Annotated in this window: 22 protein-coding genes; 10 read left to right on the top strand and 12 right to left on the bottom strand. The window is 64.8% G+C overall.

The genetic code is table 11. From position 1 onward, the window contains the following. Positions 1-2: 2 nt before the first annotated feature. The 4 genes from AB0N05_RS03425 to AB0N05_RS03410 are packed head-to-tail and all read right to left on the bottom strand — an operon-like array spanning position 3 to position 2123. Entirely contained in the window at positions 3-866 is an 864-nt protein-coding gene (locus AB0N05_RS03425) for an ABC transporter permease (protein ID WP_364687008.1), read from the bottom strand. Between the two features lies 1 nt (position 867). After that, positions 868-1701 (bottom strand): ABC transporter permease, encoded by an 834-nt coding sequence (locus AB0N05_RS03420; protein WP_364687006.1) that lies wholly within the window; start codon positions 1699-1701, stop codon positions 868-870. A 9-nt stretch (positions 1702-1710) separates the two neighbouring features. Then, positions 1711-1899, bottom strand: coding sequence for a hypothetical protein (locus tag AB0N05_RS03415; RefSeq protein ID WP_364687004.1), 189 nt, complete (start codon positions 1897-1899; stop codon positions 1711-1713). Next, the gene (locus AB0N05_RS03410) at positions 1899-2123 is read right to left on the bottom strand and encodes a hypothetical protein (protein WP_364687002.1); all 225 of its coding nucleotides are present in this window, start codon (positions 2121-2123) and stop codon (positions 1899-1901) included. The genes AB0N05_RS03415 and AB0N05_RS03410 overlap by 1 nt, the downstream gene beginning before the upstream one ends. Positions 2124-2230: 107 nt before the next feature. Here AB0N05_RS03410 and AB0N05_RS03405 point away from each other — a divergent pair, with 107 nt between their 5' ends. Together AB0N05_RS03405 and AB0N05_RS03400 are read left to right on the top strand one after the other, a co-directional pair. Then, positions 2231-3112 carry an oxygenase MpaB family protein gene (locus AB0N05_RS03405; protein ID WP_364687000.1) on the top strand — a complete coding sequence of 294 codons (882 nt, stop codon included), beginning with the start codon at positions 2231-2233 and terminating at the stop codon, positions 3110-3112. A gap of 119 nt (positions 3113-3231) precedes the next feature. After that, the gene (locus AB0N05_RS03400) at positions 3232-3675 is read left to right on the top strand and encodes an SRPBCC family protein (protein WP_364686998.1); all 444 of its coding nucleotides are present in this window, start codon (positions 3232-3234) and stop codon (positions 3673-3675) included. Positions 3676-3687: 12 nt separating this feature from the next. On the opposite strand, the gene AB0N05_RS03395 is transcribed toward AB0N05_RS03400, so the two are convergent. Continuing rightward, positions 3688-4005, bottom strand: a complete 318-nt coding sequence (locus tag AB0N05_RS03395) for a multidrug efflux SMR transporter (RefSeq protein WP_364686996.1) — start codon at positions 4003-4005, stop codon at positions 3688-3690. Positions 4006-4029: 24 nt separating this feature from the next. Continuing rightward, the gene (locus AB0N05_RS03390) at positions 4030-4401 is read right to left on the bottom strand and encodes a multidrug efflux SMR transporter (protein WP_364686994.1); all 372 of its coding nucleotides are present in this window, start codon (positions 4399-4401) and stop codon (positions 4030-4032) included. 140 nt (positions 4402-4541) lie between these two features. Between AB0N05_RS03390 and AB0N05_RS03385 the strand changes: the two genes are divergently transcribed. Together AB0N05_RS03385 and AB0N05_RS03380 are read left to right on the top strand one after the other, a co-directional pair. Then, complete coding sequence (locus AB0N05_RS03385; protein ID WP_364686992.1) at positions 4542-4991, top strand: MarR family transcriptional regulator; 450 nt, start codon at positions 4542-4544, stop codon at positions 4989-4991. An 80-nt stretch (positions 4992-5071) separates the two neighbouring features. Then, entirely contained in the window at positions 5072-6580 is a 1509-nt protein-coding gene (locus AB0N05_RS03380; RefSeq protein WP_364686990.1) for a DUF222 domain-containing protein, read from the top strand. A gap of 729 nt (positions 6581-7309) precedes the next feature. Here the strand turns inward: AB0N05_RS03380 and AB0N05_RS03375 are convergent. Then, entirely contained in the window at positions 7310-7903 is a 594-nt protein-coding gene (locus tag AB0N05_RS03375; RefSeq protein WP_364686988.1) for a helix-turn-helix domain-containing protein, read from the bottom strand. A 96-nt stretch (positions 7904-7999) separates the two neighbouring features. Between AB0N05_RS03375 and AB0N05_RS03370 the strand changes: the two genes are divergently transcribed. Genes AB0N05_RS03370 through AB0N05_RS03345 form a run of 6 tightly spaced genes read left to right on the top strand, consistent with a single transcriptional unit; the run spans position 8000 to position 16040 of the window. Further along, complete coding sequence (locus AB0N05_RS03370) at positions 8000-9586, top strand: carboxyl transferase domain-containing protein (RefSeq protein ID WP_364686986.1); 1587 nt, start codon at positions 8000-8002, stop codon at positions 9584-9586. A 5-nt stretch (positions 9587-9591) separates the two neighbouring features. Beyond that, complete coding sequence (locus tag AB0N05_RS03365) at positions 9592-11607, top strand: acetyl/propionyl/methylcrotonyl-CoA carboxylase subunit alpha (protein ID WP_364686984.1); 2016 nt, start codon at positions 9592-9594, stop codon at positions 11605-11607. Continuing rightward, entirely contained in the window at positions 11604-12764 is a 1161-nt protein-coding gene (locus AB0N05_RS03360; protein WP_364686982.1) for an acyl-CoA dehydrogenase family protein, read from the top strand. The genes AB0N05_RS03365 and AB0N05_RS03360 overlap by 4 nt, the downstream gene beginning before the upstream one ends. Beyond that, positions 12761-13252: a MaoC family dehydratase gene (locus AB0N05_RS03355; protein ID WP_364686980.1), complete on the top strand. Its 492-nt coding sequence runs from the start codon at positions 12761-12763 to the stop codon at positions 13250-13252. The genes AB0N05_RS03360 and AB0N05_RS03355 overlap by 4 nt, the downstream gene beginning before the upstream one ends. Continuing rightward, complete coding sequence (locus tag AB0N05_RS03350; RefSeq protein WP_364686978.1) at positions 13249-14082, top strand: CoA ester lyase; 834 nt, start codon at positions 13249-13251, stop codon at positions 14080-14082. The genes AB0N05_RS03355 and AB0N05_RS03350 overlap by 4 nt, the downstream gene beginning before the upstream one ends. An 11-nt stretch (positions 14083-14093) precedes the next feature. Beyond that, positions 14094-16040 carry an acetoacetate--CoA ligase gene (locus AB0N05_RS03345; protein WP_364686976.1) on the top strand — a complete coding sequence of 649 codons (1947 nt, stop codon included), beginning with the start codon at positions 14094-14096 and terminating at the stop codon, positions 16038-16040. Between the two features lie 8 nt (positions 16041-16048). On the opposite strand, the gene AB0N05_RS03340 is transcribed toward AB0N05_RS03345, so the two are convergent. From AB0N05_RS03340 to AB0N05_RS03320, 5 genes are all read right to left on the bottom strand, one after another. Next, the gene (locus tag AB0N05_RS03340) at positions 16049-16474 is read right to left on the bottom strand and encodes a DUF4254 domain-containing protein (RefSeq protein ID WP_364686974.1); all 426 of its coding nucleotides are present in this window, start codon (positions 16472-16474) and stop codon (positions 16049-16051) included. Positions 16475-16606: 132 nt separating this feature from the next. Further along, on the bottom strand, positions 16607-17368 hold the full coding sequence (locus AB0N05_RS03335) for an SDR family oxidoreductase (protein WP_364686972.1): 762 nt from the start codon (positions 17366-17368) through the stop codon (positions 16607-16609). 98 nt (positions 17369-17466) lie between these two features. Continuing rightward, a complete protein-coding gene (locus AB0N05_RS03330) occupies positions 17467-18048 on the bottom strand; it encodes a TetR family transcriptional regulator (protein WP_364686970.1) in 582 nt (193 codons plus the stop codon). 51 nt (positions 18049-18099) lie between these two features. Continuing rightward, positions 18100-18258: a hypothetical protein gene (locus AB0N05_RS03325; protein ID WP_364686968.1), complete on the bottom strand. Its 159-nt coding sequence runs from the start codon at positions 18256-18258 to the stop codon at positions 18100-18102. 15 nt (positions 18259-18273) lie between these two features. Continuing rightward, a complete protein-coding gene (locus AB0N05_RS03320) occupies positions 18274-19416 on the bottom strand; it encodes an epoxide hydrolase (RefSeq protein WP_364686966.1) in 1143 nt (380 codons plus the stop codon). Positions 19417-19449: the final 33 nt, after the last annotated feature.

Genomic DNA, 19449 nt, shown 5'->3' with positions numbered 1-19449 from the left:
GCCTACCCCGAGATCCGGAAGCCGGGGTCGATGCCCCAAATGGCCAGGGTCATAAAGAGATTGGTGAAGACCATGACGACGATGACCATCTTGATGGCCCGCCCCGCCGCCACCCCGACGCCCTCCGGCCCGCCGGTGGCGACATAGCCGTAGTAGCACTGGATGAATGTCGAGATCAGGACGAACACCATGACCTTGAGCAGCGACCAGAACACGTCCGGGCCCAGCAGGAATTGGAAGAAGTAGTGGTCATAGGTGCCCGCCGTGGTGCCGCCCAGGATCAGTACGGACAGCTTGGTGGCGAGATACGCCGTCGCCAGACCGACGCTGTAGAGCGGGATGATGGTCAGCGTCGACGCGATCATCCGGGTGCTCACCAGGTACGGAAGTGGCCGGATGGCAATGGATTCCAGCGCGTCGATCTCCTCCGAGATGCGCATGGACCCCAGCTGCGCGGTGAATCGGCAACCGGCCTGAATCGCGAAGGCCAGGGTGGCGATGATGGGCGCGAGCTCCCGCGTGGTGGCGAAGCCCGAGATGGCCCCGGTCAGCGGGCTCATGGTCAGCAGGTTCAGCGCCGTGAACGATTCCATGCCGACGGTGATGCCGCCGAAGCCGCACAGCGCCACCACCACGCCGATGGTGCCGCCGCCGACAATGAGCGAGCCATTGCCCCAGCCCACATCCGCGGTCAGCCGCAGCACTTCCTTGCGATAGTGCTTCAGCACGAACGGAATCGCGAACAGCGCCTGGAAGAACGTGATGACCTGATGCCCGAGCCGCTGATTGGCCCGCACCGGTACGGCGACCGCATTGCTCACCAGCCGAACGGGTTTCAGCGCCGGGGGAGTGTAGGTTGCGCCCACCTCAGATCACCTTCGTCGGGAAGAGGGTGTTGTACAGCTGGGTCAGAATGATGTTGGTGGCGAACAGCATGAGCGCCGAGCTGACCACCGCCGAGTTCACCGCATTGGCGACACCGCCCGGGCCGCCATGCGCGTGTAATCCGATATCGCAGGCGATGATCGCCGTGAGCACCCCGAAGATCGCCGCCTTGATGAGCGCGATCACGAGATCATTGGCCACCGCGAAGGACGCGAACGAGCCGATGAAGGACCCCGGCGTCCCCTGCTGGGCATACACGTTGAACATGTAGGCCGTCGCGAATCCGACGAACACGATGAACCCGCACAACAGCATGCTGACCAGCACGGCCGCCACCAGCCGGGGAGCGACCAGCCGCCGGACCGGGTCCACGCCCATCACCATCATGGCGTCGATCTCCTCCCGAATGGTCCGGGAGCCCAGATCGGCGGTAATGGCCGAGCCGACCGCGCCCGCGATCATGAGCGAGGTCACCAGCGGTGCGCCCTGCCGGATGATGCCCAGCCCGGCCACCGCGCCGATGAAGGTGGTCGCACCGACCTGATTCACCAGCGCACCGACCTGAATCGAGACGACCACCGCGATCGGTATGGCCACCAGCACGGTCGGAGCCGCCGACACGCTGGTCATGAACGCGCACTGCTTGATGAACTCCTGATACGGGAATCGCCTGCGCAACAATGAGATGACCAACTGCCGCAAGGCTTCTCGCCCCAGCAGCACCTGCCGCCCGAGCGTCTCCAGGGACTGCTGCGGATGTCTCTTCCACAGTCCGCCGACACTCGCGGTGATCTTCTCCAACTCGGTGGTGGTCACTCTGTCCCCCTAGGCCAGATTTTCGAGATGGTGTTGCAGGAGCACCAGCAGCACGCCGACCACCGCGATGCCCGCGGCCACCGTGCCGAGCACGGCGACCCAGAGCCCGTATCGGAAAACGGGATTCACCTTCGTACGCCCACCGAGCACCTTGATCCCCATGACGAGGAGGTCGATGAGCCAGACCAGCGCCATCATTACGTCATGCACACATTCGCGAAGGTGAGCACCGGCCAGCACACGATCGACCCGAGGAACGAGACGATCACGTCGATGCCGTGCATCTGCTTCAGGTGCGAGGTGTGCGTGAGGGTCCAGACGACCCCGATCAGGCCGTAGGGGACGCCCAGCAGAATGAGCGTCCCGAGGAACTCGGAGACCTTCATCTCGTAGCTCAGTAATCGGTCAAGCCTTTGCAGCATGGCTGCGTATGTTACTCATGATTCTTCAGTGTGTGGGCATTTTGAAATGGTTGACCCACTGCTTCGATCGGTCTAAGTTATGGGCAATTCAGCTCGAAAGGACTGCCATGACCGCGGCGGAACCACTCACCACCGAACAGACCCGCGTCCATGTCCCCGCCATCCACCGCTCGCAGACCAAGCGCCCGCCGCGGCTCTCGGATGCGATGGACTTCTGGCAGTTCGCGGGGGCCGCCGCCAATGTGGCCATGCAGATGACGAATCCCGGCGTGGGTCACGGCGTCGCCGACAGCAAGGTGGAATCGGGTGCGCTCATGGTGCGGCCCTGGAAGCGGCTGCGCACCACGGCGTCGTATCTGGCCGTCGCGATTCTGGGGAGTCCGCAGGAACGGGAGGCCTTCCGCGAGGCCGTGAATGTCGCGCACCGCCAGGTGAAGTCCGAACCCGGTGCGGCCGTGAAGTACAACGCCTTCGACCGCGACCTGCAATTGTGGGTGGCGGCCTGCCTGTACATCGGCTTCGAGGATTCCTACCAGCTGCTGCACGGCAGGATGGACGCCGAACAGGCCGAGGCCTTCTATTCGACGTCGGCCCCGCTCGGCACGACATTGCAAGTGCCGCAAGACATGTGGCCCGCCAACCGGGCCGAATTCGACGTCTACTGGAATCAGGCGGTGCAGCGCACGGTCGTGGACGACAAGGTCCGCGCCTACATCGACGACCTGCTGCATCTGCGCATGATCCACTGGTATTTACGGCTGATTTTCGGCGGTCTGTTGCGGTTCTTGACGGCTGGCTTCCTGGCCCCGCACTTCCGCGCGCTCATGGGTGTCGAGTGGACGCCGACCGATCAGCGCCGCTTCGAAAACCTTTTCCTCTTCGTGGGTTTCGTGAATCGGTTCGTGCCCAGATTCCTGCGCACCGCCCCCACCCGCTACATGATGCGAAATGTGCAACGACGGCTGCGAAAGCATAAGGCGCTCATCTGATTCGGGCCGGATCTCAATCGAGTCACACAAACTGGGGCTTGCATCGCGTTTCGATCCCTGTCGGGTGTTGATCTCGTAGGCTGCCCCCAGGTTCGAGTCGGATGAGAACGGGAGCCGGAATGCGCACGGTCGATGTTGAGCGCACCATCCCCGCCGAACTGCCCGATGTCTTCGAATGGCTCAATGACGCGTCCAACTTTCAGCGTGTGCCCTTCGTTCGCCGCGTCACGCTGATTCGGCCCGGCACCACCAATAGCCACGGGGTCGGCGCGGTTCGCCTCATCGTCACCCCGCTCATCCGCCTCACCGAGGAGATCGTCGAATACTCCCCGCCCGATCTGATGCGCTACCACCTCTTGAAATCCGTTCCGCCCCTTCGGCATCAGGAGGGTTTCATCGCCTTCGAGGCGGTCCCGAGCGGCACCCACGTGCGCTGGTTCTCCACCTTCGAAATCGCGTCGCCAATCCTGTCGGGCGTCTTCACCCGCCTGTTCCTGCCGGTGGTGGCGGGCGGCTTCCACCTCGTCCTTCGCACCGCGGAGCGGGAACTCCGCGGTGCGTGAAGACATTCGGGCTCAGGCACCCGCCAGTCGCAACGTGATCGCCCCCGCGATGATCGCCGCGAACGAGATCAACTTCGGCACCGTGATCTTCTCCTTGTAGATCAGCGCACCGAACACGACCGTGCCGATCGCACCGATGCCGGTCCAAATCGTGTACCCGACACCGACATCCAGTGTCTTCAGCGCGAGACTCAGCGTGAAAATCCCTCCCGCGGCGGCGAGCAGCGTGAACACCGAGGGCCACAACCGCGTGAACCCCTTCGTGGCATTCGTGCCCAGTGCGAACGCGATCTCGAATACGGCGGCGATCATCAGATATACCCAGGCCATGACGGTTCTCCTTGAAACGTGTTGTTAAGCAGCGCTATTGGCGAGCTGAGTGGTTTCGGCAGGCTTGTCGGCCTTCGCGAGCTTGTCGGCCATCTTCAGCCCCAGCACGCCGCCGATGATCAAAACGAAGGCCGCCACCTTCGCGACGGTGATCTCCTCGTGGAACAGCACGGACCCGAACACCACGGTCCCCACCGACCCGATACCGGTCCACACCGTGTACCCGACCCCCACGTCCAGTGAGGTCAACGCCAGACTCAGGAAGAAGATCCCACCCGCCGCGGCAGCCGCTGTCAGCAGTGACGGCCCCAGCACCGTGAACCCCTGCGTGGCATTCGTGGCCAGCGCGAACACGATCTCGAACACCGACGCGATCAACAAATAGACCCAGGCCATGGGAGGCTCCTGTGGTTGGTAGTTGTATGTATATGCAAGTACATCACTGACGGCAAAAGCATGCATGTACAAGTAAGCTCATGTCAATGGGTAGCCCGAAATCCCCGGCGCCCACCCCGAACCATCAAGGGAGTCACCACATGTCGCCGCAGGCCAAAGCCCCCGAAGCCATCACCGACACCCACATGTGGTCCCGCATCCTCACCCTCCACACCCTCGTCGAATCCCGCCTGGCGACCGCCCTCCAACGCCACCACGCCCTGGGCCTCTCCGAATACCGAGCCCTGGTCTCCCTGGACGACGCCCCCGACAATGAACTCCGCATGCAAGACCTGGCCACCAAAATCGGCCTCAACCAAAGCTCGGTAACCCGCCTGGTCTCCCGCCTCAATGCCGCCGACCTCACCTACCGAGACCTCTGCCCCGACGACAAGCGAGGCGTCTACACCGTCCTCACCGAATCCGGTCGCACCCGCTACCAACAGGCCCGGGCCACCTACGAATCCACCCTCGCCGCCGCCCTCGCCGAGGCTGCCGAATCCGATCCTGCCGTTGCAGGCATCCTCGGGGCTGCCCGCGTTGCCGTTTGAACAACGAGATTGTCTGAATATCCACAGATCAGATGGGGTATTCCCTTCTCTGCGTTGATCATTCGCGGTAGAATTAGCACATGAGTTCGAACAGGGAAACACCCACCGCGCCGGAGGCCAGCCCGCTGGCCACCGCGGTGGGTGCCCTGCTCGATACCTCCCTCACCACGTTGCCCGAATCCTCGATCACCGCGCTGCTGCACGACATCGAAACCAGCACACGCCAGTTGGCCGCGCTCGGGCACCGCCTCCTTGTGGAAGCGTGCGAACGGTCCTTGCCCCAGCGGGTCGGGGCGGGTTCACCGGTGCGGTTCCTGGAGGAAACCCTGCGCCTGTCGCATGCTGATGCGATCGCGCGGGTGAACGCCGCCAAGCATTTGGGTATCTGGCATGACGTGGCGGGGCGGGCGTTGGCGCCGATGCTGGCGCATACCGCGAACGCGCAAGCCGCCGGGGAGATCTCCGCCGATCATGCCCGCGTGATTGCGAAGATCACCGACCGGATCCCGCATCTGATCCCGCGGGAGGACCGCGAAGCCGCCGAGCAGATCCTGGTCGAGTTGGCGCGGTCCGCGAGCCCTGATGACCTGACCAAGGTCGGCGCGCGGATCATCGATCACCTGGACCCGGACGGGAAACTCACCGACGACACCGATCGTGCCCGTATGCGTGGGGTGGTGATCGGGCGTCAGCGTGCCGATGGGATGTCCCCGATTAAAGGCGAACTCACTCCCACCCTGCGCGCGTTGCTCGATCCGGTGCTCGCCAAACTGGCCCGACCCGGCATGTGCAACCCGGCTGATCCCGAAAGCCCGTGGGTCGCCGATGATTCCGTCTCCCGTGAGCGGGTCGAAGAGGCCGCCCAGCGGGATCGCCGCAGTGCCGCGCAACGCAATCACGATGCGTTGCAGGCGTTGCTGCGCCCGGAAATGGGACCGACCGAACTCGGGTCTCATCGTGGGCTGCCGGTCTCGACCGTGATCACCATGTCCCTGGCCGAGTTGGAGTCCGCCGCCGGGGTCGTCACCACCGCTTCGGGTGGCACGGTGTCTATTCCGGCCGCGTTGAAGCTGGCGGAGAAGGCACTGCCGTTCCTGGCCCTGTTCGATCACGCGGGCATGCCGCTGCACCTCGGGCGTGGGCAGCGCCTGGCCAACCCCGCACAGCGGCTCGCACTCATCGCCGCCGAACGCGGCTGCACCCGCCCGGGCTGCAACGCCCCCGCCACCTTGACTGCGGTGCACCATGTTTCGGAATGGGCTGACGGCGGAAACACCGACATCGAGAACTTGACGCTGGCGTGTGATCACTGCCATGCGCTGGTCAATGACGGCCCCGACGGCTGGAAGACGGTGAAACTCGGTGCCGATTCCCAGTTCCCGGGTCGTACCGCGTGGATCGCACCGGCGCATATCGATCCGACCGGTACGCCGCGGGTGAATCATCGCCACCACTCCAAAGAGCAGTTGGCGCTGGCGAAGGCCCGGATCCGGGTCCGCGAGGAACGCGATGCGCGCGCGGCGTGGTTCCACCGCCGAACTACCGCGCAACGCACCGCCGCACTGGCCTGCGCGCACGCGAACATCTGAACACTCCGCATCGTCACCGCCCGTGACGCCGACACCCGCTGTCGGCGGCACGGGCGTTGGTGTTTTCCTGGGACGGCTCGGCCTTCGGCCATCGCTTTGATAACCGCACTGCCCGGAGGGTCGGCTCGGGAGGCGCGCTACGCCAGCGGCAGAGCAAAAGCTTGTTGCGTGGTGGCGTCGCCTGCCGTACCCGGCTTGAGCTCCCCCATCGGGTGCCGTTGTCCGGCGATTCCGGCCTGGCTGGAAGGTTGTGGTCCCGTTCCGGGACCAACAACCAAAGACCAAAGATCAAAGACCAAAAGATAAGAGCGCCCGGACGAGAAAGAGATGAAAAGACTCGAGACACCCACCGGGGGCCTGTTCGTCGAGTGGGACATGAGCCGGGGTTTTGTCCGATTACCCCAGCCTCATGTCCCACTGAGCGCCTGCCCAGCCAGGGAATCCGGCGAATCGGGCGCGAGCAAGCCCGAGTCGGGGCCGGGCGTCGGCGTGTTGCGGTGCGTCGGGGGGCCCGTTCATCGAGAGGGGACATGAGCCGGGGTTTTGTCCGGTTAGACCAGCCTGATGTCCCTCCTGAACGTGTTCTACCTCTGGGATGTGCAGCGGTGGAGGCTATCTCGGGCATTTCGGGCTGCTCGTTGGGGTTTGCTCTTGTCTTGTCTTTATCTTGTCCAGGCGCACTTATCTTTTATCTCTTTGCCCACCATCCGAGATGCCATCTTCCTGCAATTAACCGAGCGCAGCGAGGGCCATTTGCCGTAGGACCGGGCGGGCGCGGTTGGCGGTCGTGGCGGGGGCGCTATGCGGAGTGGAGTTGATCAGGCCGAAGGTGGCGTGGGCTTGGACTCGGGCCGTGGCTTCGGGGAGGTTCGGGTGGAGGTCGCGCAGGACTGCTACCCAGAGTTCGACGTATTGGCGCTGGGTGCGGCGGACCTGGCGGCGGGCGGTGTCGGGGAGGTTTTCCAGGTCGCGATCCTGGATGCGGATCAGTTCGGACTCGCCGAAGGCGAAGTCGAGGTGGAAGTCGACCAAGCCGGTGAGGGCGGCGGCGGGAGTGGGGGCGGCGGTGATGACCGACTTGCCGCCGTCGAGGAGGCGTTGGCTTACGCCTACCAGGAGTTCGACGAGTAGGGCTTCCTTGTTGGGGAAGTGGCGGTACACCGCTGGCCCGCTGATGCCAGCGGCCGCGCCTAGGTCGTCCAACCGCATTCCCAGGAAACCCCGGTCGGCGATGAGGCGCGCGCCCGCCTCCAGGAGTTGTTCGCGGCGCTGGGCTTTGAGCTGCTCACGGCGGGTGGGGGTGGTGGTTTCGGCGATGCTCACCGTGGGCTCCTCTCTCCAGGTCCTGGACAACTCAGTTAGTGAAGATTATCTTAAATTCCAGTTATTGGTGATTAACCGAGCGAGCAGGATGAGGCGATGACCCTGACTGGGGACGTGCGCACCGGCAACCGGGCGGCACACCTTGCGCTGGTCGAGGAGCTGCGTGGGCGGCTGGCGGTGAATGCGCTGGGCGGGCCGGAGAAGGCGCGGGAGCGGCATCTCGCGCGCGGGAAGCTGCTGCCCAGGCAGCGGGTGGATCAACTGCTCGATCCGGGAAGTCCATTTCTGGAGCTGTCGCCGCTGGCGGCCACCGGGCTGTACGGGGACGAGTGCCCGGGGGCGGGTGTGATCGGCGGCATCGGGCGGGTGTCGGGGCGCGAATGCGTGGTCATCGCCAATGACGCCACGGTCAAGGGCGGGACCTACTACCCGACGACCGTCAAGAAGCATCTGCGGGCACAGGAAGTGGCATTGCAGAACAATCTGCCGTGCGTCTACCTGGTCGATTCCGGCGGCGCGCACCTCCCGCATCAGGACGAGGTGTTCCCGGACCGGGAGCATTTCGGCCGCATCTTCTACAACCAGGCGAACCTGAGCGCCAAGGGGATCGCGCAGATTTCCGCCGTCATGGGTTCCTGCACGGCGGGCGGGGCCTACGTGCCCGCCATGTCGGACGAGAATGTGATCGTCCGCAATCAGGGCACCATCTTCCTGGGCGGCCCGCCGCTGGTGAAGGCCGCCACCGGCGAGGTGGTCACCGCCGAGGAACTGGGCGGCGGCGACTTGCATTCGCGCACTTCCGGTGTCACCGATCATCTGGCCGAGAGCGATCAGGACGCGCTGCGCATCGTGCGCAATATCGTCGCGACGCTCGGCCCGAAGACGGTCACCCCGTGGGAGGTCAGGCCCACGGTGGATCCCATTGCGCCGCAGGATGATCTGTACGACATCGTGCCCGTCGATCTCCGCACGCCCTACGACGTCCGGGAAGTCATCACCACCATTGTGGACGGCGGCGAATTCCAGGAGTTCAAGTCCGAATATGGGCGGACGCTGGTCACCGGGTTCGCACACATCCACGGGCACCCGGTCGGCATCGTCGCCAATAATGGCGTCCTGTTCAGCGAATCCGCCATGAAGGGCGCGCATTTCATCGAGCTCTGCGATAAGCGGAGCATTCCGTTGCTGTTCTTGCAGAACATCACCGGGTTCATGGTCGGGCGCGACTACGAAGCCGGTGGCATTGCCAAGCATGGCGCGAAGATGGTCACTGCGGTGGCTTGCGCGCGGGTGCCGAAGCTGACCGTGGTGATCGGCGGTTCCTACGGTGCGGGCAACTACTCCATGTGCGGGCGGGCGTATTCGCCTCGCTTCCTGTGGATGTGGCCGAATGCGCGGATCTCCGTCATGGGTGGAGAGCAGGCGGCGTCCGTCCTGGCCACCGTGCGCGGGGATCAGCTGGACGGGAACGGCAAGCCTTGGTCCGCCGAGGATCAGGAGGCGTTCAAGGCTCCGATCCGCGATCAGTATGAGGCGCAGGGCAATCCGTACTACTCGACGGCCCGGCTCTGGGACGATGGCGTGATCGACCCGGCGGACACCAGAACAATTGTGGGCCTGGCGCTTTCGGTCTGTGCGCAGGCCCCGCTCGAGCCCGTCTCCTACGGCGTCTTCCGGATGTGATGAACATGATGAACAAAGCGCAGGCTGTCGCGTTCGATACGGTGCTGGTGGCCAATCGCGGTGAGATCGCGGTGCGGGTGATTCGCACCTTGCGGGCCATGGGAATTCGGTCGGTCGCGGTGTACAGCGATGCCGATGTCGACGCGCGTCACGTGCACGAGGCGGATGTCGCGGTGCGGCTCGGACCGGCCCCGGCGCGCGAGTCGTACCTGAGCATCGAGAAGGTGGTGGATGCCGCCGTGCGCTCGGGCGCGCAGGCCGTGCACCCCGGATACGGCTTCCTGTCCGAGAATTCGGCCTTCGCGGCCGCCTTGGAGGATGCGGGGATCGTGTTCCTGGGTCCGCCCGTGCGGGCCATCGAGATCATGGGCGACAAGATCGCGGCCAAGACCGCGGTCGCCGCGTATGGCGTACCCGTGGTGCCGGGCATCGCGCGGCCGGGGCTCACCGACGCCGAATTGATCGATGCCGCAGTGGAAATCGGGTATCCGGTGCTGGTCAAGCCGTCCGCGGGTGGCGGCGGTAAGGGTATGCGCCGGGTCGACGATCCGGCGCTGCTGCCCGATGCCCTGGTCAGCGCACGGCGCGAGGCCGGTGCCGCCTTCGGTGACGACACGCTGTTCCTGGAACGCTTCGTCAGCCGTCCCCGGCACATCGAAGTGCAGATCCTCGCCGACGGGTTCGGCCAGGTACTGCACCTGGGTGAGCGCGAGTGCAGTCTGCAACGCCGCCATCAGAAGGTGATCGAGGAAGCCCCCTCGCCGCTGCTGGATGCGAAGACGCGGGCTCGGATCGGTGCTGCCGCCTGCAATACCGCGCGCAGCGTGGACTATGTGGGTGCGGGCACGGTCGAGTTCATCGTTTCCGCCGATCAGCCCGACGAATTCTTCTTCATGGAGATGAATACCCGGCTCCAGGTGGAACATCCGGTCACCGAACTGGTCACCGGCGTGGACCTGGTCGAATGCCAGGTGCGGATTGCGGCCGGGCAGAAGCTCGCGGTCAGCCAGGAGGATATTCGGCTGACGGGGCATGCCATCGAGGCGCGCGTCTACGCCGAGGATCCGGGGCGGGACTTCCTGCCCACCGGTGGCACCGTGCTGGCATTGTCCGAGCCGGAAGGCGTTGGCGTGCGGGTCGATTCGGGGCTGCGGGCCGGGACGGTGGTCGGCTCGGATTACGACCCGATGCTGTCGAAGGTCATTGCGTACGCGTCGGATCGCGGCAGCGCTATTGCGAAACTGGATGCGGCGCTGCGGGATACGCAGGTGCTCGGGGTGCGGACCAATACAGACTTCCTGCGCTTCCTGCTCGCCGATCCGGATGTGCAGGCGGGGGCGCTCGATACTGGATTGCTTGACCGCCGGGCCGAATTCTTCACGCCCGCACCGGTGACCGATGCGCAGTTCAGTGCCGCGGCCGTCTACCTCTGGCTGCGGCAGTGGCCTGTGGCGCACGGTGATCCGTGGGCCGTGCCCTCGGGTTGGCGGCTGGGTGAGACGGCACCGACCGTCTTCCGGCTCATCGGCGGCGACCGCACCTCGCATGTTTCCCTGACCGGCACGCCCGCCGCGGCGACCGCCTGGCTCGAGGACGGCGAAAAGTTCACGCTGACCGCCGATCTCGACGGCGAATGGCTGACCCTGACGCTGAACGGTCTGCGTACCAAGGCACGCGTGGCCGCCGGTGCGGATCAGTTGTGGGTCGCCGATCGCTCCGGCGTCGCTCAGCTGCGCAAGGTCGCCGAGGCCGATATTCGCGGCGGCGGTGAGCATGTCGGCGATGCCGAGATCACCAGTCCCATGCCGGGTTCCGTCATTGCCACGCCGGTCGAATCCGGTGCCCTGGTCGCCGCGGGCGCACCGATTGTGGTGGTGGAGGCCATGAAGATGGAGCACGCGCTCACCGCGCCCATTGCCGGACGTGTCGAGCTACTCGTCGCACCGGGTGCGCAGGTCCGTTTGGACCAGCCGCTGGCCCGGATCTTGACCGCTGATTCCGAGGAGAACAACCGCTCATGACCGACTTCCTGTCCACCGGCACGCTGCCGGACGAGTACCGCGAACTCGCCCTCACCGTCCGCGATTTCGCGAATCAGGTGGTGGCCCCGGTCGCCGCCAAGCACGATGCCGACCACACCTTCCCGTACAAGGTGGTCGAGGGCATGGCGGATATGGGGCTGTTCGGGCTGCCGTTCCCGGAGGAGTTCGGCGGCATGGGTGGCGATTACTTCGCGCTGTGTCTGGCCCTCGAGGAGCTCGGCAAGGTTGATCAGAGTGTGGCCATCACCCTCGAAGCGGGAGTTTCGCTGGGGGCCATGCCGATCTACCGGTTCGGCAATGCGGCCCAGAAGCAGGAGTGGCTGCCGCAGTTGACCAGTGGGCGGTCGCTGGCGGCATTTGGGCTCACCGAGCCGGGGGCCGGTAGTGACGCGGGTGGCACGCGGACCACCGCGGTGCGCGATGGTGACAGCTGGATCATCAATGGCAGCAAGCAGTTCATCACCAACTCCGGTACGGATATCACTCGTCTGGTGACCGTCACCGCCGTGACCGGGACCACCGACGGCAAGAAGGACATCTCCACGATCCTGGTGCCGACCGATACCCCCGGTTTCGTGGCCGAGCCCGCCTACAACAAGGTCGGCTGGCATGCGTCCGATACGCATCCGCTGAGCTTCACCGATGTTCGGGTGCCCACGGAGAACCTGCTGGGCGAGCCCGGCCGCGGTTACGCCAACTTCCTGCGGATTCTCGATGAGGGGCGAATCGCCATTGCCGCCCTGTCCGTCGGGGCCGCGCAGGGCTGTGTGGACGAGAGCGTCCGCTACGCCAAGGAACGGGAGGCCTTCGGTCGCCCGATCGGCGCGAATCAGGCCGTTGCCTTCAAGATCGCCCGCATGGAGATGCGCGCCCACGTGGCCCGCACCGCCTACTACGACGCGGCCGCGCTCATGCTCGCCGGGAAGCCCTTCAAGAAGCAGGCCGCCATCGCCAAGCTCGTCGCGAGTGAGGCCGCCATGGACAATGCTCGCGACGCCACCCAGGTTTTCGGCGGCTACGGCTTCATGAACGAATATGCTGTGGCGCGGCACTATCGCGACAGCAAGATCCTGGAAATCGGTGAGGGCACCACGGAGGTGCAGTTGATGCTGATCGGGCGGGAGCTGGGTTTGTGACTACGAGTGACGCCGCCCCGAGGCGGATTGTGCAGCGCGGACTCTGGTTCGAGGAGTTCGAGACCGATGTGGTGTACGAGCACCGGCCGGGGCGCACCATTACCGAGGCCGACAATGTGCTGTTCACGACGCTGACCATGAATACGCAGGCGCTACACCTGGATGCGGCGTTCGCGGATGCGCTGCCGCCGTTCAATCAGCGGCTGGTGAATTCGATGTTCACGCTGTCGACGCTGGTCGGACTATCGGTGGCGCAGCTGACCCAGGGGACCATCGTGGGAAACCTCGGGTTCTCCGAAATCGCGTTTCCGAAGCCGCTTTTCCACGGGGACACGCTGTATGCGGAGACCGTGATCACCGAGCTGCGGGAATCCAAGAGCCGTCCGGGAGAAGGCATTGTGAGCCTGGCGCATACGGGGCGTAATCAGCACGGCGAGGTGGTTGCCACGGCGCTGCGCAAGACTCTGGTCAGAAAGAAACCGGTATGAGCTGGGAAATGCCCGGACCCGCGTGGCTGTTCTGCCCGGCCGATCGGCCCGAGCGGTACGGGAAGGCGCTGGCGGCCGCCGATGTGGTGATCATCGACCTGGAGGACGGGGTCGCCGAGGCCGATAAGGCCGCCGCGCGAACCGCTTTGATCGCTAATCCGCTGGATCCGGAACGCACCGTGGTGCGGGTCAATGCGGCGGGGACGCTCGAGCACATGCTCGATCTGGATGCCTTGATGCGGACCGAGTATCGGCGGATCATGCTGCCCAAATGTGAGTCCGCCGAACAGATTACGCGGCTGGCCGACTACGAGGTGATCGCGCTCATCGAGTCGCCGCTCGGTGCGCTGGCCGTGGGTCGGGCCGTCATGGTGCGCAATGCCATCGGCGTCATGTGGGGTGCGGAGGATCTGGTGGCCGCGCTCGGTGGCAACTCGAGTCGTCATGCCGATGGTGGCTACCGGGATGTGGCGCGGCATGTGAGGTCCCAATCTCTTTTGGCAGCAAAGGCTTACGGGAAGTTCGCGCTCGACTCGGTGTACTTGAATATCTCCGACCTGGATGGCCTGGCGGCCGAGTCCTCGGATGCGGTGGCCATCGGCTTCGATGCCAAGGTCGCGATTCATCCCAGTCAGGTGCCGGTGATCCGCCGTGCGTACGCGCCTGTCGCCGAGGAAGTCGACTGGGCGGAAAGGCTTTTGGCGGAAGTGCCGAACCATCGAGGGGTTTTCACCTTCGAAGGTCGAATGGTCGATGCGCCGGTCATCCGGCACGCGGAGCGAATCGTGCAGCGGGCGAAGAACGCCGACGGCGCGGGCTTCGCCTCGTAGGAGGTATTGCGGTGGAACCACAGTGGACGCCTACCGAGGCGGATATCGCCGGGGCACGGGTCACGGACTTTGCTCGATTCGCGGAGAAGACCACCGGGGTGAGCGCACCGGACTATCAGGCGTTGTGGCAATGGTCGGTGGACGACCTGCCGGGGTTCTGGGGTGCGGTGTGGGATTACTTCGAGCTCGGTGAGCGGGCGGGGGAGGTGCTGGCCTCGCCGGAAATGCCCGGGGCGCAGTGGTTCCCGGGGACTCGGGTGAACTATGTCGATCAGATTGTGCGGCAGGCCCGTACCGACCGGCCCGCGATTCTGGCCATCGATGAAGACGGGAGCATCGGTGAGATCTCCTGGGCCGAGCTGATCGGGACCACCGCGGCCTTTGCCCGCACGCTGCGTGAGCTCGGTGTCGGTCCCGGCGACCGGGTTGCCGGATACCTGCCGAATATCCCGCAGGCCGTGATCGCCTTCCTGGCCACCGCGAGTATCGGTGCGATCTGGAGTGCTTGCGGGCAGGACTATTCCGCGCAGGCCGCGCTGGATCGGCTGGGGCAGTTGGAGCCCAAGGTGCTGGTCGCCGCCGACGGGTATCGGTTCGGTGGCAAGGTCCATGACAAGACGGGCGATGTCGACGCGCTGCGGGCGGGGCTGCCTTCGCTGGCGGCCACTGTGCTGGTGTCGCGGCTCGGCGGAAGTCTGCCCGATGTCGTTTCGTGGGACGGCCTGCGGATCGAACAGTCCGACACCGGAATCGACACGGAGCCCGTGGATTTCGACCATCCGTTGTGGGTGCTGTACTCGTCCGGGACCACAGGCAAGCCCAAGGGTATCGTCCACGGTCACGGTGGCGTGCTGCTCGAGCATCTCAAAGCCGTTGCGCTGCAATCGGATATCGGTCCTCAGGACACGTTCTTCTGGTACACCAGCCCGAGCTGGATGATGTGGAATTTCCAGGTCGCCGGGCTGCTGGTGGGGGCGACGATCGTTTGCTATGACGGCAGTCCGTCGGCTCCTACCACCGATGCGCTGTGGTCGATGGCCGCGCGCGCCGGGGCGACGGTTGTCGGGACCAGCCCCGGATATGTGCTCGTGTGTGCGAAGGCCGGTTCGATTCCGCGTCGCGATCACGATCTGTCGGCATTGCGACTGGTCGGTATTACCGGCTCGTCGCTGCCGCCGTCGTCGTCACTATGGTTGCGCGACAATGTGGGTGAGCATGTTCCGGTCGCCTCGATCAGCGGGGGCACCGATGTGGTGTCCGCGTTCATCGGCGGTGTTCGCACTGTTCCCGTCTGGCCCGGCGAGCTCTCGGCTCCTTACCTGGGCGTGGCTCTCGACGCCTGGGATGAATCCGGCCGACCGGTACGAAATGAAGTGGGCGAATTGGTCATCACCAAGCCCATGCCTTCCATGCCGGTGAAGTTCTGGAATGACCCCGACGGCTCCCGATATCACGATGCCTATTTCGACATGTTCCCCGGCGTCTGGCGGCACGGCGACTGGATCACCATTACCGGCCACGGCAGCATCATCGTGCACGGGCGTTCGGATTCGACCTTGAATCGTCAAGGCATCCGCATGGGCAGTGCCGATATTTACCAAGCGGTGGAAAGCCTTCCCGAGATCGCCGAGGCGCTGGTGATCGGGTCCGAACAGCCCGACGGCGGCTACTGGATGCCGCTGTTCATTGTGCTGTCACCCGGAGCGGAACTGACCGATGAGCTGAAACAGCGGATCAATTCGACCATCCGCACCGAGGTCTCGCCGCGGCATGTGCCGGACGAAATCATCGAAGCCCCCGGCATTCCGCACACTCGCACCGGAAAGAAGCTGGAAGTGCCGATCAAGAAGCTGTTCCAGGGTGCGGAAGTGGCCCGGGTGGTGGCGCCCACGGCCGTGGACGCCCCTGAACTGCTGGACTGGTATGCCGCGCAGCAGCCGCCGCACCTGCGTAAATGAGGAGCAGGTCAATGAGTACCGGGTAGGCGTCTGCGGCCGGTGCAGACCTCGGACGCCAAATCCTCATAGCCGACGGCCAATTCGGCCAGGTTCTCCCATACCATCGCCAGCTCCTGACCGGTGGCATGGGCGAGGGCGGCATAGGCATGCGCCGTCAACAATGCCAATCGGTCTATTACTGCTCCGAGAGTTTCGGTGTGAACGCGGGCCGCCCCGTGAGAAGGCGGTAACGCGGCCGTGACCCAGCAGTCGATCTGATGCACCAAATCGGTTCGGCGCGTATCCAATTCGACGGCTAGTTCCACAGACGCGCCCAATCGGCGCTCGTGTAGTTCCGTGAGATCATGAGCCGCGCGTAATAGCGGATGTCCCGGAAATCCAGTCCCCCGACATGCTTGCAGGACCTGATTCTTATTGGGCAAAGTATCCCTCATCGCGTCTGCTCCTCGACCGCGAACTGCGAATTCCCAGCACACTATTCGCATCAGATGACGGGAACGTGTCTACCGGTTCAACAACCCACTGCCATTCTGCGCGCAGCCCGCAATTCCGCTCGGTGAGGTTACTCAGGCGGTGGCTCCGCCATCCACCACCAGATCGTGGCCGACCACGAAACTGGCCGCGTCCGAGGCCAGCCACACCACGGCGGCCGCTACTTCGGCGGGGTCGCCGACGCGTCCGGCGGGGACGGCCGTCTTGACGCGGGCGTCCCGATCCTCTCGAGTTTCACCGGGCCGGAAGGACATAGGTGTATCGCTGGCACCGGGGCTGACGGCATTGATGCGAATGCCCTCGCCGATATGGTCGCGGGCGGCGGTCTGGGTGAGCACGCTGACCGCGGCCTTGGATGCGGAGTATGCGGCCATCCCCGGGCGGCGGCCGTGCGGGCCGATATTGGACGACATATTCACAATGGCTCCACCGCCATTGGTGCGCATATGGGCGATTTCGTGCTTCATCGACAGGAAGATGCCGGTGAGGTTGACGTCCAGCACTGTTCGCCAAACATTTTCGTCCAGATCCCCGACCGGCGCGCTGCCGCCGAAGATCCCGGCGTTGTTGAACGCGACATGCAGCCCGCCGTGCCTGTGCACCACCTCGCCGACCATGGCCGCGACCTGCACGCTGTCGGTGACATCGGCTGTTACCCAATCGATCTTGCCGCTGCCGGTGCGAATGTCCCCGGCAGCCTTGGCAAGCTGCTCTGGATCGCGTCCCGCCAGCACCACCGTGGCCCCCAGATCGGCGAACGCCTGCGCGGTCGCGCCCGCAATGACTCCCGCGCCGCCAGTGATCAGCACGACCTTGTCTTCGAACTGCGCGCTCATGACGAGGCTTCCCTCTTCCATTGAATCCTCATAGTTCGAGAATGATCAGTCCTGAATTGAGTTCTGAGAGTGCGCCCGTCGGTGCGCGCGAAAGTTGCTCAGCCGAGCACTGATACGGCCACACGGGCCGCATCCTGCAGGCGCGCGGCATTATTCGGTGCGCGGCCCAGGACGCGGACGCCCTGGAAGAAGACCAGCAGGAAGCGGGCCAGCTCGCGTGGCTCGGCGTTCTCGGGCAGTTCGCCTTGCGCCTGGGCTCGGGTGAGTGCGGCGGCCAAGGTTGTCTCCAGGAAGGCCCAGCTGGCTTCCACCAGTCGTGCCACGCCCCCGTCGCGGGCGGCGAGTTCGACGGCGCTGTTCACTACCATGCAGCCCCGATGCTGCTGGTCGTGCGAGGCCTCGGTCACATAGCGGTGCACCAGCGCTCGCACCGCGGGCAGTACCGGGCCGGGCTGGGAGAGCTCCGTCATGATCTTCGGATCGGTGGTGTCCAGGTAGCGCTGGAGCGCCTTGGCATAGAAGTCCTGCTTGCTCCCGAAGGTCGCATAGATGCTGGCCTTGGCAATGCCGAGATGCTCGACCAGATCGGACATCGATGTCGCCTCATACCCGCGTTCCCAGAAGAGCTCGAGTGCGCGCTGCAACACGATGTCCGGATCGAACTCCTTGGTCCTCGCCATAACGAGGACGCTACGCTTAACTAGAACGATCGGTCAATAAAGATGTCGACTCTATGCATCGTCTGTAGTTTCGGTCAGCGCCGCGGCCAGCTGTTCGCGTAGTCCTGCGTCGGCAAGTGGTAGCTCCGCGAAGAACTGCTGCGTCAGCATCGTGAACGGCCGCCTACGGTGGTGCGGCTCATGCGCGAATATCCGATCAGGCTGTGCCATAGATCCAGTGTCGCCTCATTGCTGGAGACTGGCGAAGAAAGTGCGGATGTCGGCGGCGTGCGCCTCGGGGACGTCCATGGCCAGGAAGTGGTTGCCCGTATTGCCTTCCGGCCAGTGGGCGATGAGGTTGTCGCGGTCGGCCAGTCGGCGCATGAGGGCCGAGCCGCCGCTGTAGACGCCCACCGGGACGAGTTTCTGGCCCTTGGGCCAGGTGAAACCGTCGTCACCGAGACCGTTGTACATGGGCCACGACGAGCTGGCGGCCGTGTTGGTGAACCAGTAGAGGGCGGTATTTGTGAGCAGGTGGTCGCGGTCGACGGCGTCTTCCAGGTTGTCCGCCAGCGGGGAGAACTCTTTGAACTTGTGTACCAGCCAACCCAGCAGGCCGACCGGGGAATCCGTCCAGCCGTGCGCGAAGGTCTGCGGCGCTTGGCGCAGCAGCACATGGTGATTCACCCCGGACTGCCATTTCTGCATGAGGTCCCACTCCGCGAGCTCATCGGGCGTCATGGTGGGGACGTCGGCCGCGGTGGGTAGGCCGATGCCGCCGTCGATGTGCACGCCCACTATGCGGTCGGGTGCGGCAATCGCCATCTCCTGCACCACATATGCGCCGAGGTCGCCGCCCTGGACGCCGTAGCGGTCGTAGCCGAGGCGGGACATGAGCTCGATCCACATGTGCGCCACCCGGATCGTCTTCATGCCCATTTCGTGCGGGCCCTCGGAGAAGCCGAACCCGGGGACCGAGGGGATGACAACGTGGAATGCCTGCGCGTCGTCCAGGCCGTGCGCCCGCGGATTCGTCAGCAGTGGAATGGTTTTGGTGAATTCCACGAAGCTGTTCGGCCAACCGTGGGTCAGGATGAGCGGCAGGGCGTCCGGCTCGGGGGAGCGCACGTGCAGGAAGTGCACATTCAGGCCGCCGATCTCGGTCATGAATTGCGGGAACTGATTGAGCGCGGCTTCCTGTGCCCGCCAGTCGAATTCGTGCCGCCAGTACTCCGCCAATTCCTTCAGATACGTCACCGGTACGCCCCGATCCCATCCCTGTCCGGGGAGTTGCGCCGCCCACCGGGTGCGCTCCAGCCGATCGTTCAGGTCATCGAGGTCGGATTGCGGGATGGCGATGCGGAAGGGGCGGATTGCGGTGTTGCTCATCGGGGCTCCTCAGGTCTGGCATTCGATCCGTCC

Source organism: Nocardia sp. NPDC051030 (genome assembly GCF_040683015.1).
GTDB lineage: Bacteria > Actinomycetota > Actinomycetes > Mycobacteriales > Mycobacteriaceae > Nocardia.
Note: the sequence above shows the minus strand (reverse complement) of the source record. Positions and strands in the feature narration are given on the sequence as shown.

Excerpts from the sequence above, each read along its gene's own strand:
- AB0N05_RS03415 (WP_364687004.1), bottom strand. The coding sequence starts at position 1,899 with ATGATGGCGCTGGTCTGGCTCATCGACCTCCTCGTCATGGGGATCAAG.
- AB0N05_RS03410 (WP_364687002.1), bottom strand. The coding sequence starts at position 2,123 with ATGCTGCAAAGGCTTGACCGATTACTGAGCTACGAGATGAAGGTCTCC.
- AB0N05_RS03405 (WP_364687000.1), top strand. The coding sequence starts at position 2,231 with ATGACCGCGGCGGAACCACTCACCACCGAACAGACCCGCGTCCATGTC.
- AB0N05_RS03400 (WP_364686998.1), top strand. The coding sequence starts at position 3,232 with ATGCGCACGGTCGATGTTGAGCGCACCATCCCCGCCGAACTGCCCGAT.
- AB0N05_RS03395 (WP_364686996.1), bottom strand. The coding sequence starts at position 4,005 with ATGGCCTGGGTATATCTGATGATCGCCGCCGTATTCGAGATCGCGTTC.
- AB0N05_RS03390 (WP_364686994.1), bottom strand. The coding sequence starts at position 4,401 with ATGGCCTGGGTCTATTTGTTGATCGCGTCGGTGTTCGAGATCGTGTTC.
- AB0N05_RS03385 (WP_364686992.1), top strand. The coding sequence starts at position 4,542 with ATGTCGCCGCAGGCCAAAGCCCCCGAAGCCATCACCGACACCCACATG.
- AB0N05_RS03380 (WP_364686990.1), top strand. The coding sequence starts at position 5,072 with ATGAGTTCGAACAGGGAAACACCCACCGCGCCGGAGGCCAGCCCGCTG.
- AB0N05_RS03370 (WP_364686986.1), top strand. The coding sequence starts at position 8,000 with ATGACCCTGACTGGGGACGTGCGCACCGGCAACCGGGCGGCACACCTT.
- AB0N05_RS03365 (WP_364686984.1), top strand. The coding sequence starts at position 9,592 with ATGATGAACAAAGCGCAGGCTGTCGCGTTCGATACGGTGCTGGTGGCC.
- AB0N05_RS03360 (WP_364686982.1), top strand. The coding sequence starts at position 11,604 with ATGACCGACTTCCTGTCCACCGGCACGCTGCCGGACGAGTACCGCGAA.
- AB0N05_RS03350 (WP_364686978.1), top strand. The coding sequence starts at position 13,249 with ATGAGCTGGGAAATGCCCGGACCCGCGTGGCTGTTCTGCCCGGCCGAT.
- AB0N05_RS03340 (WP_364686974.1), bottom strand. The coding sequence starts at position 16,474 with ATGAGGGATACTTTGCCCAATAAGAATCAGGTCCTGCAAGCATGTCGG.
- AB0N05_RS03335 (WP_364686972.1), bottom strand. The coding sequence starts at position 17,368 with ATGAGCGCGCAGTTCGAAGACAAGGTCGTGCTGATCACTGGCGGCGCG.
- AB0N05_RS03330 (WP_364686970.1), bottom strand. The coding sequence starts at position 18,048 with ATGGCGAGGACCAAGGAGTTCGATCCGGACATCGTGTTGCAGCGCGCA.
- AB0N05_RS03325 (WP_364686968.1), bottom strand. The coding sequence starts at position 18,258 with ATGGCACAGCCTGATCGGATATTCGCGCATGAGCCGCACCACCGTAGG.
- AB0N05_RS03320 (WP_364686966.1), bottom strand. The coding sequence starts at position 19,416 with ATGAGCAACACCGCAATCCGCCCCTTCCGCATCGCCATCCCGCAATCC.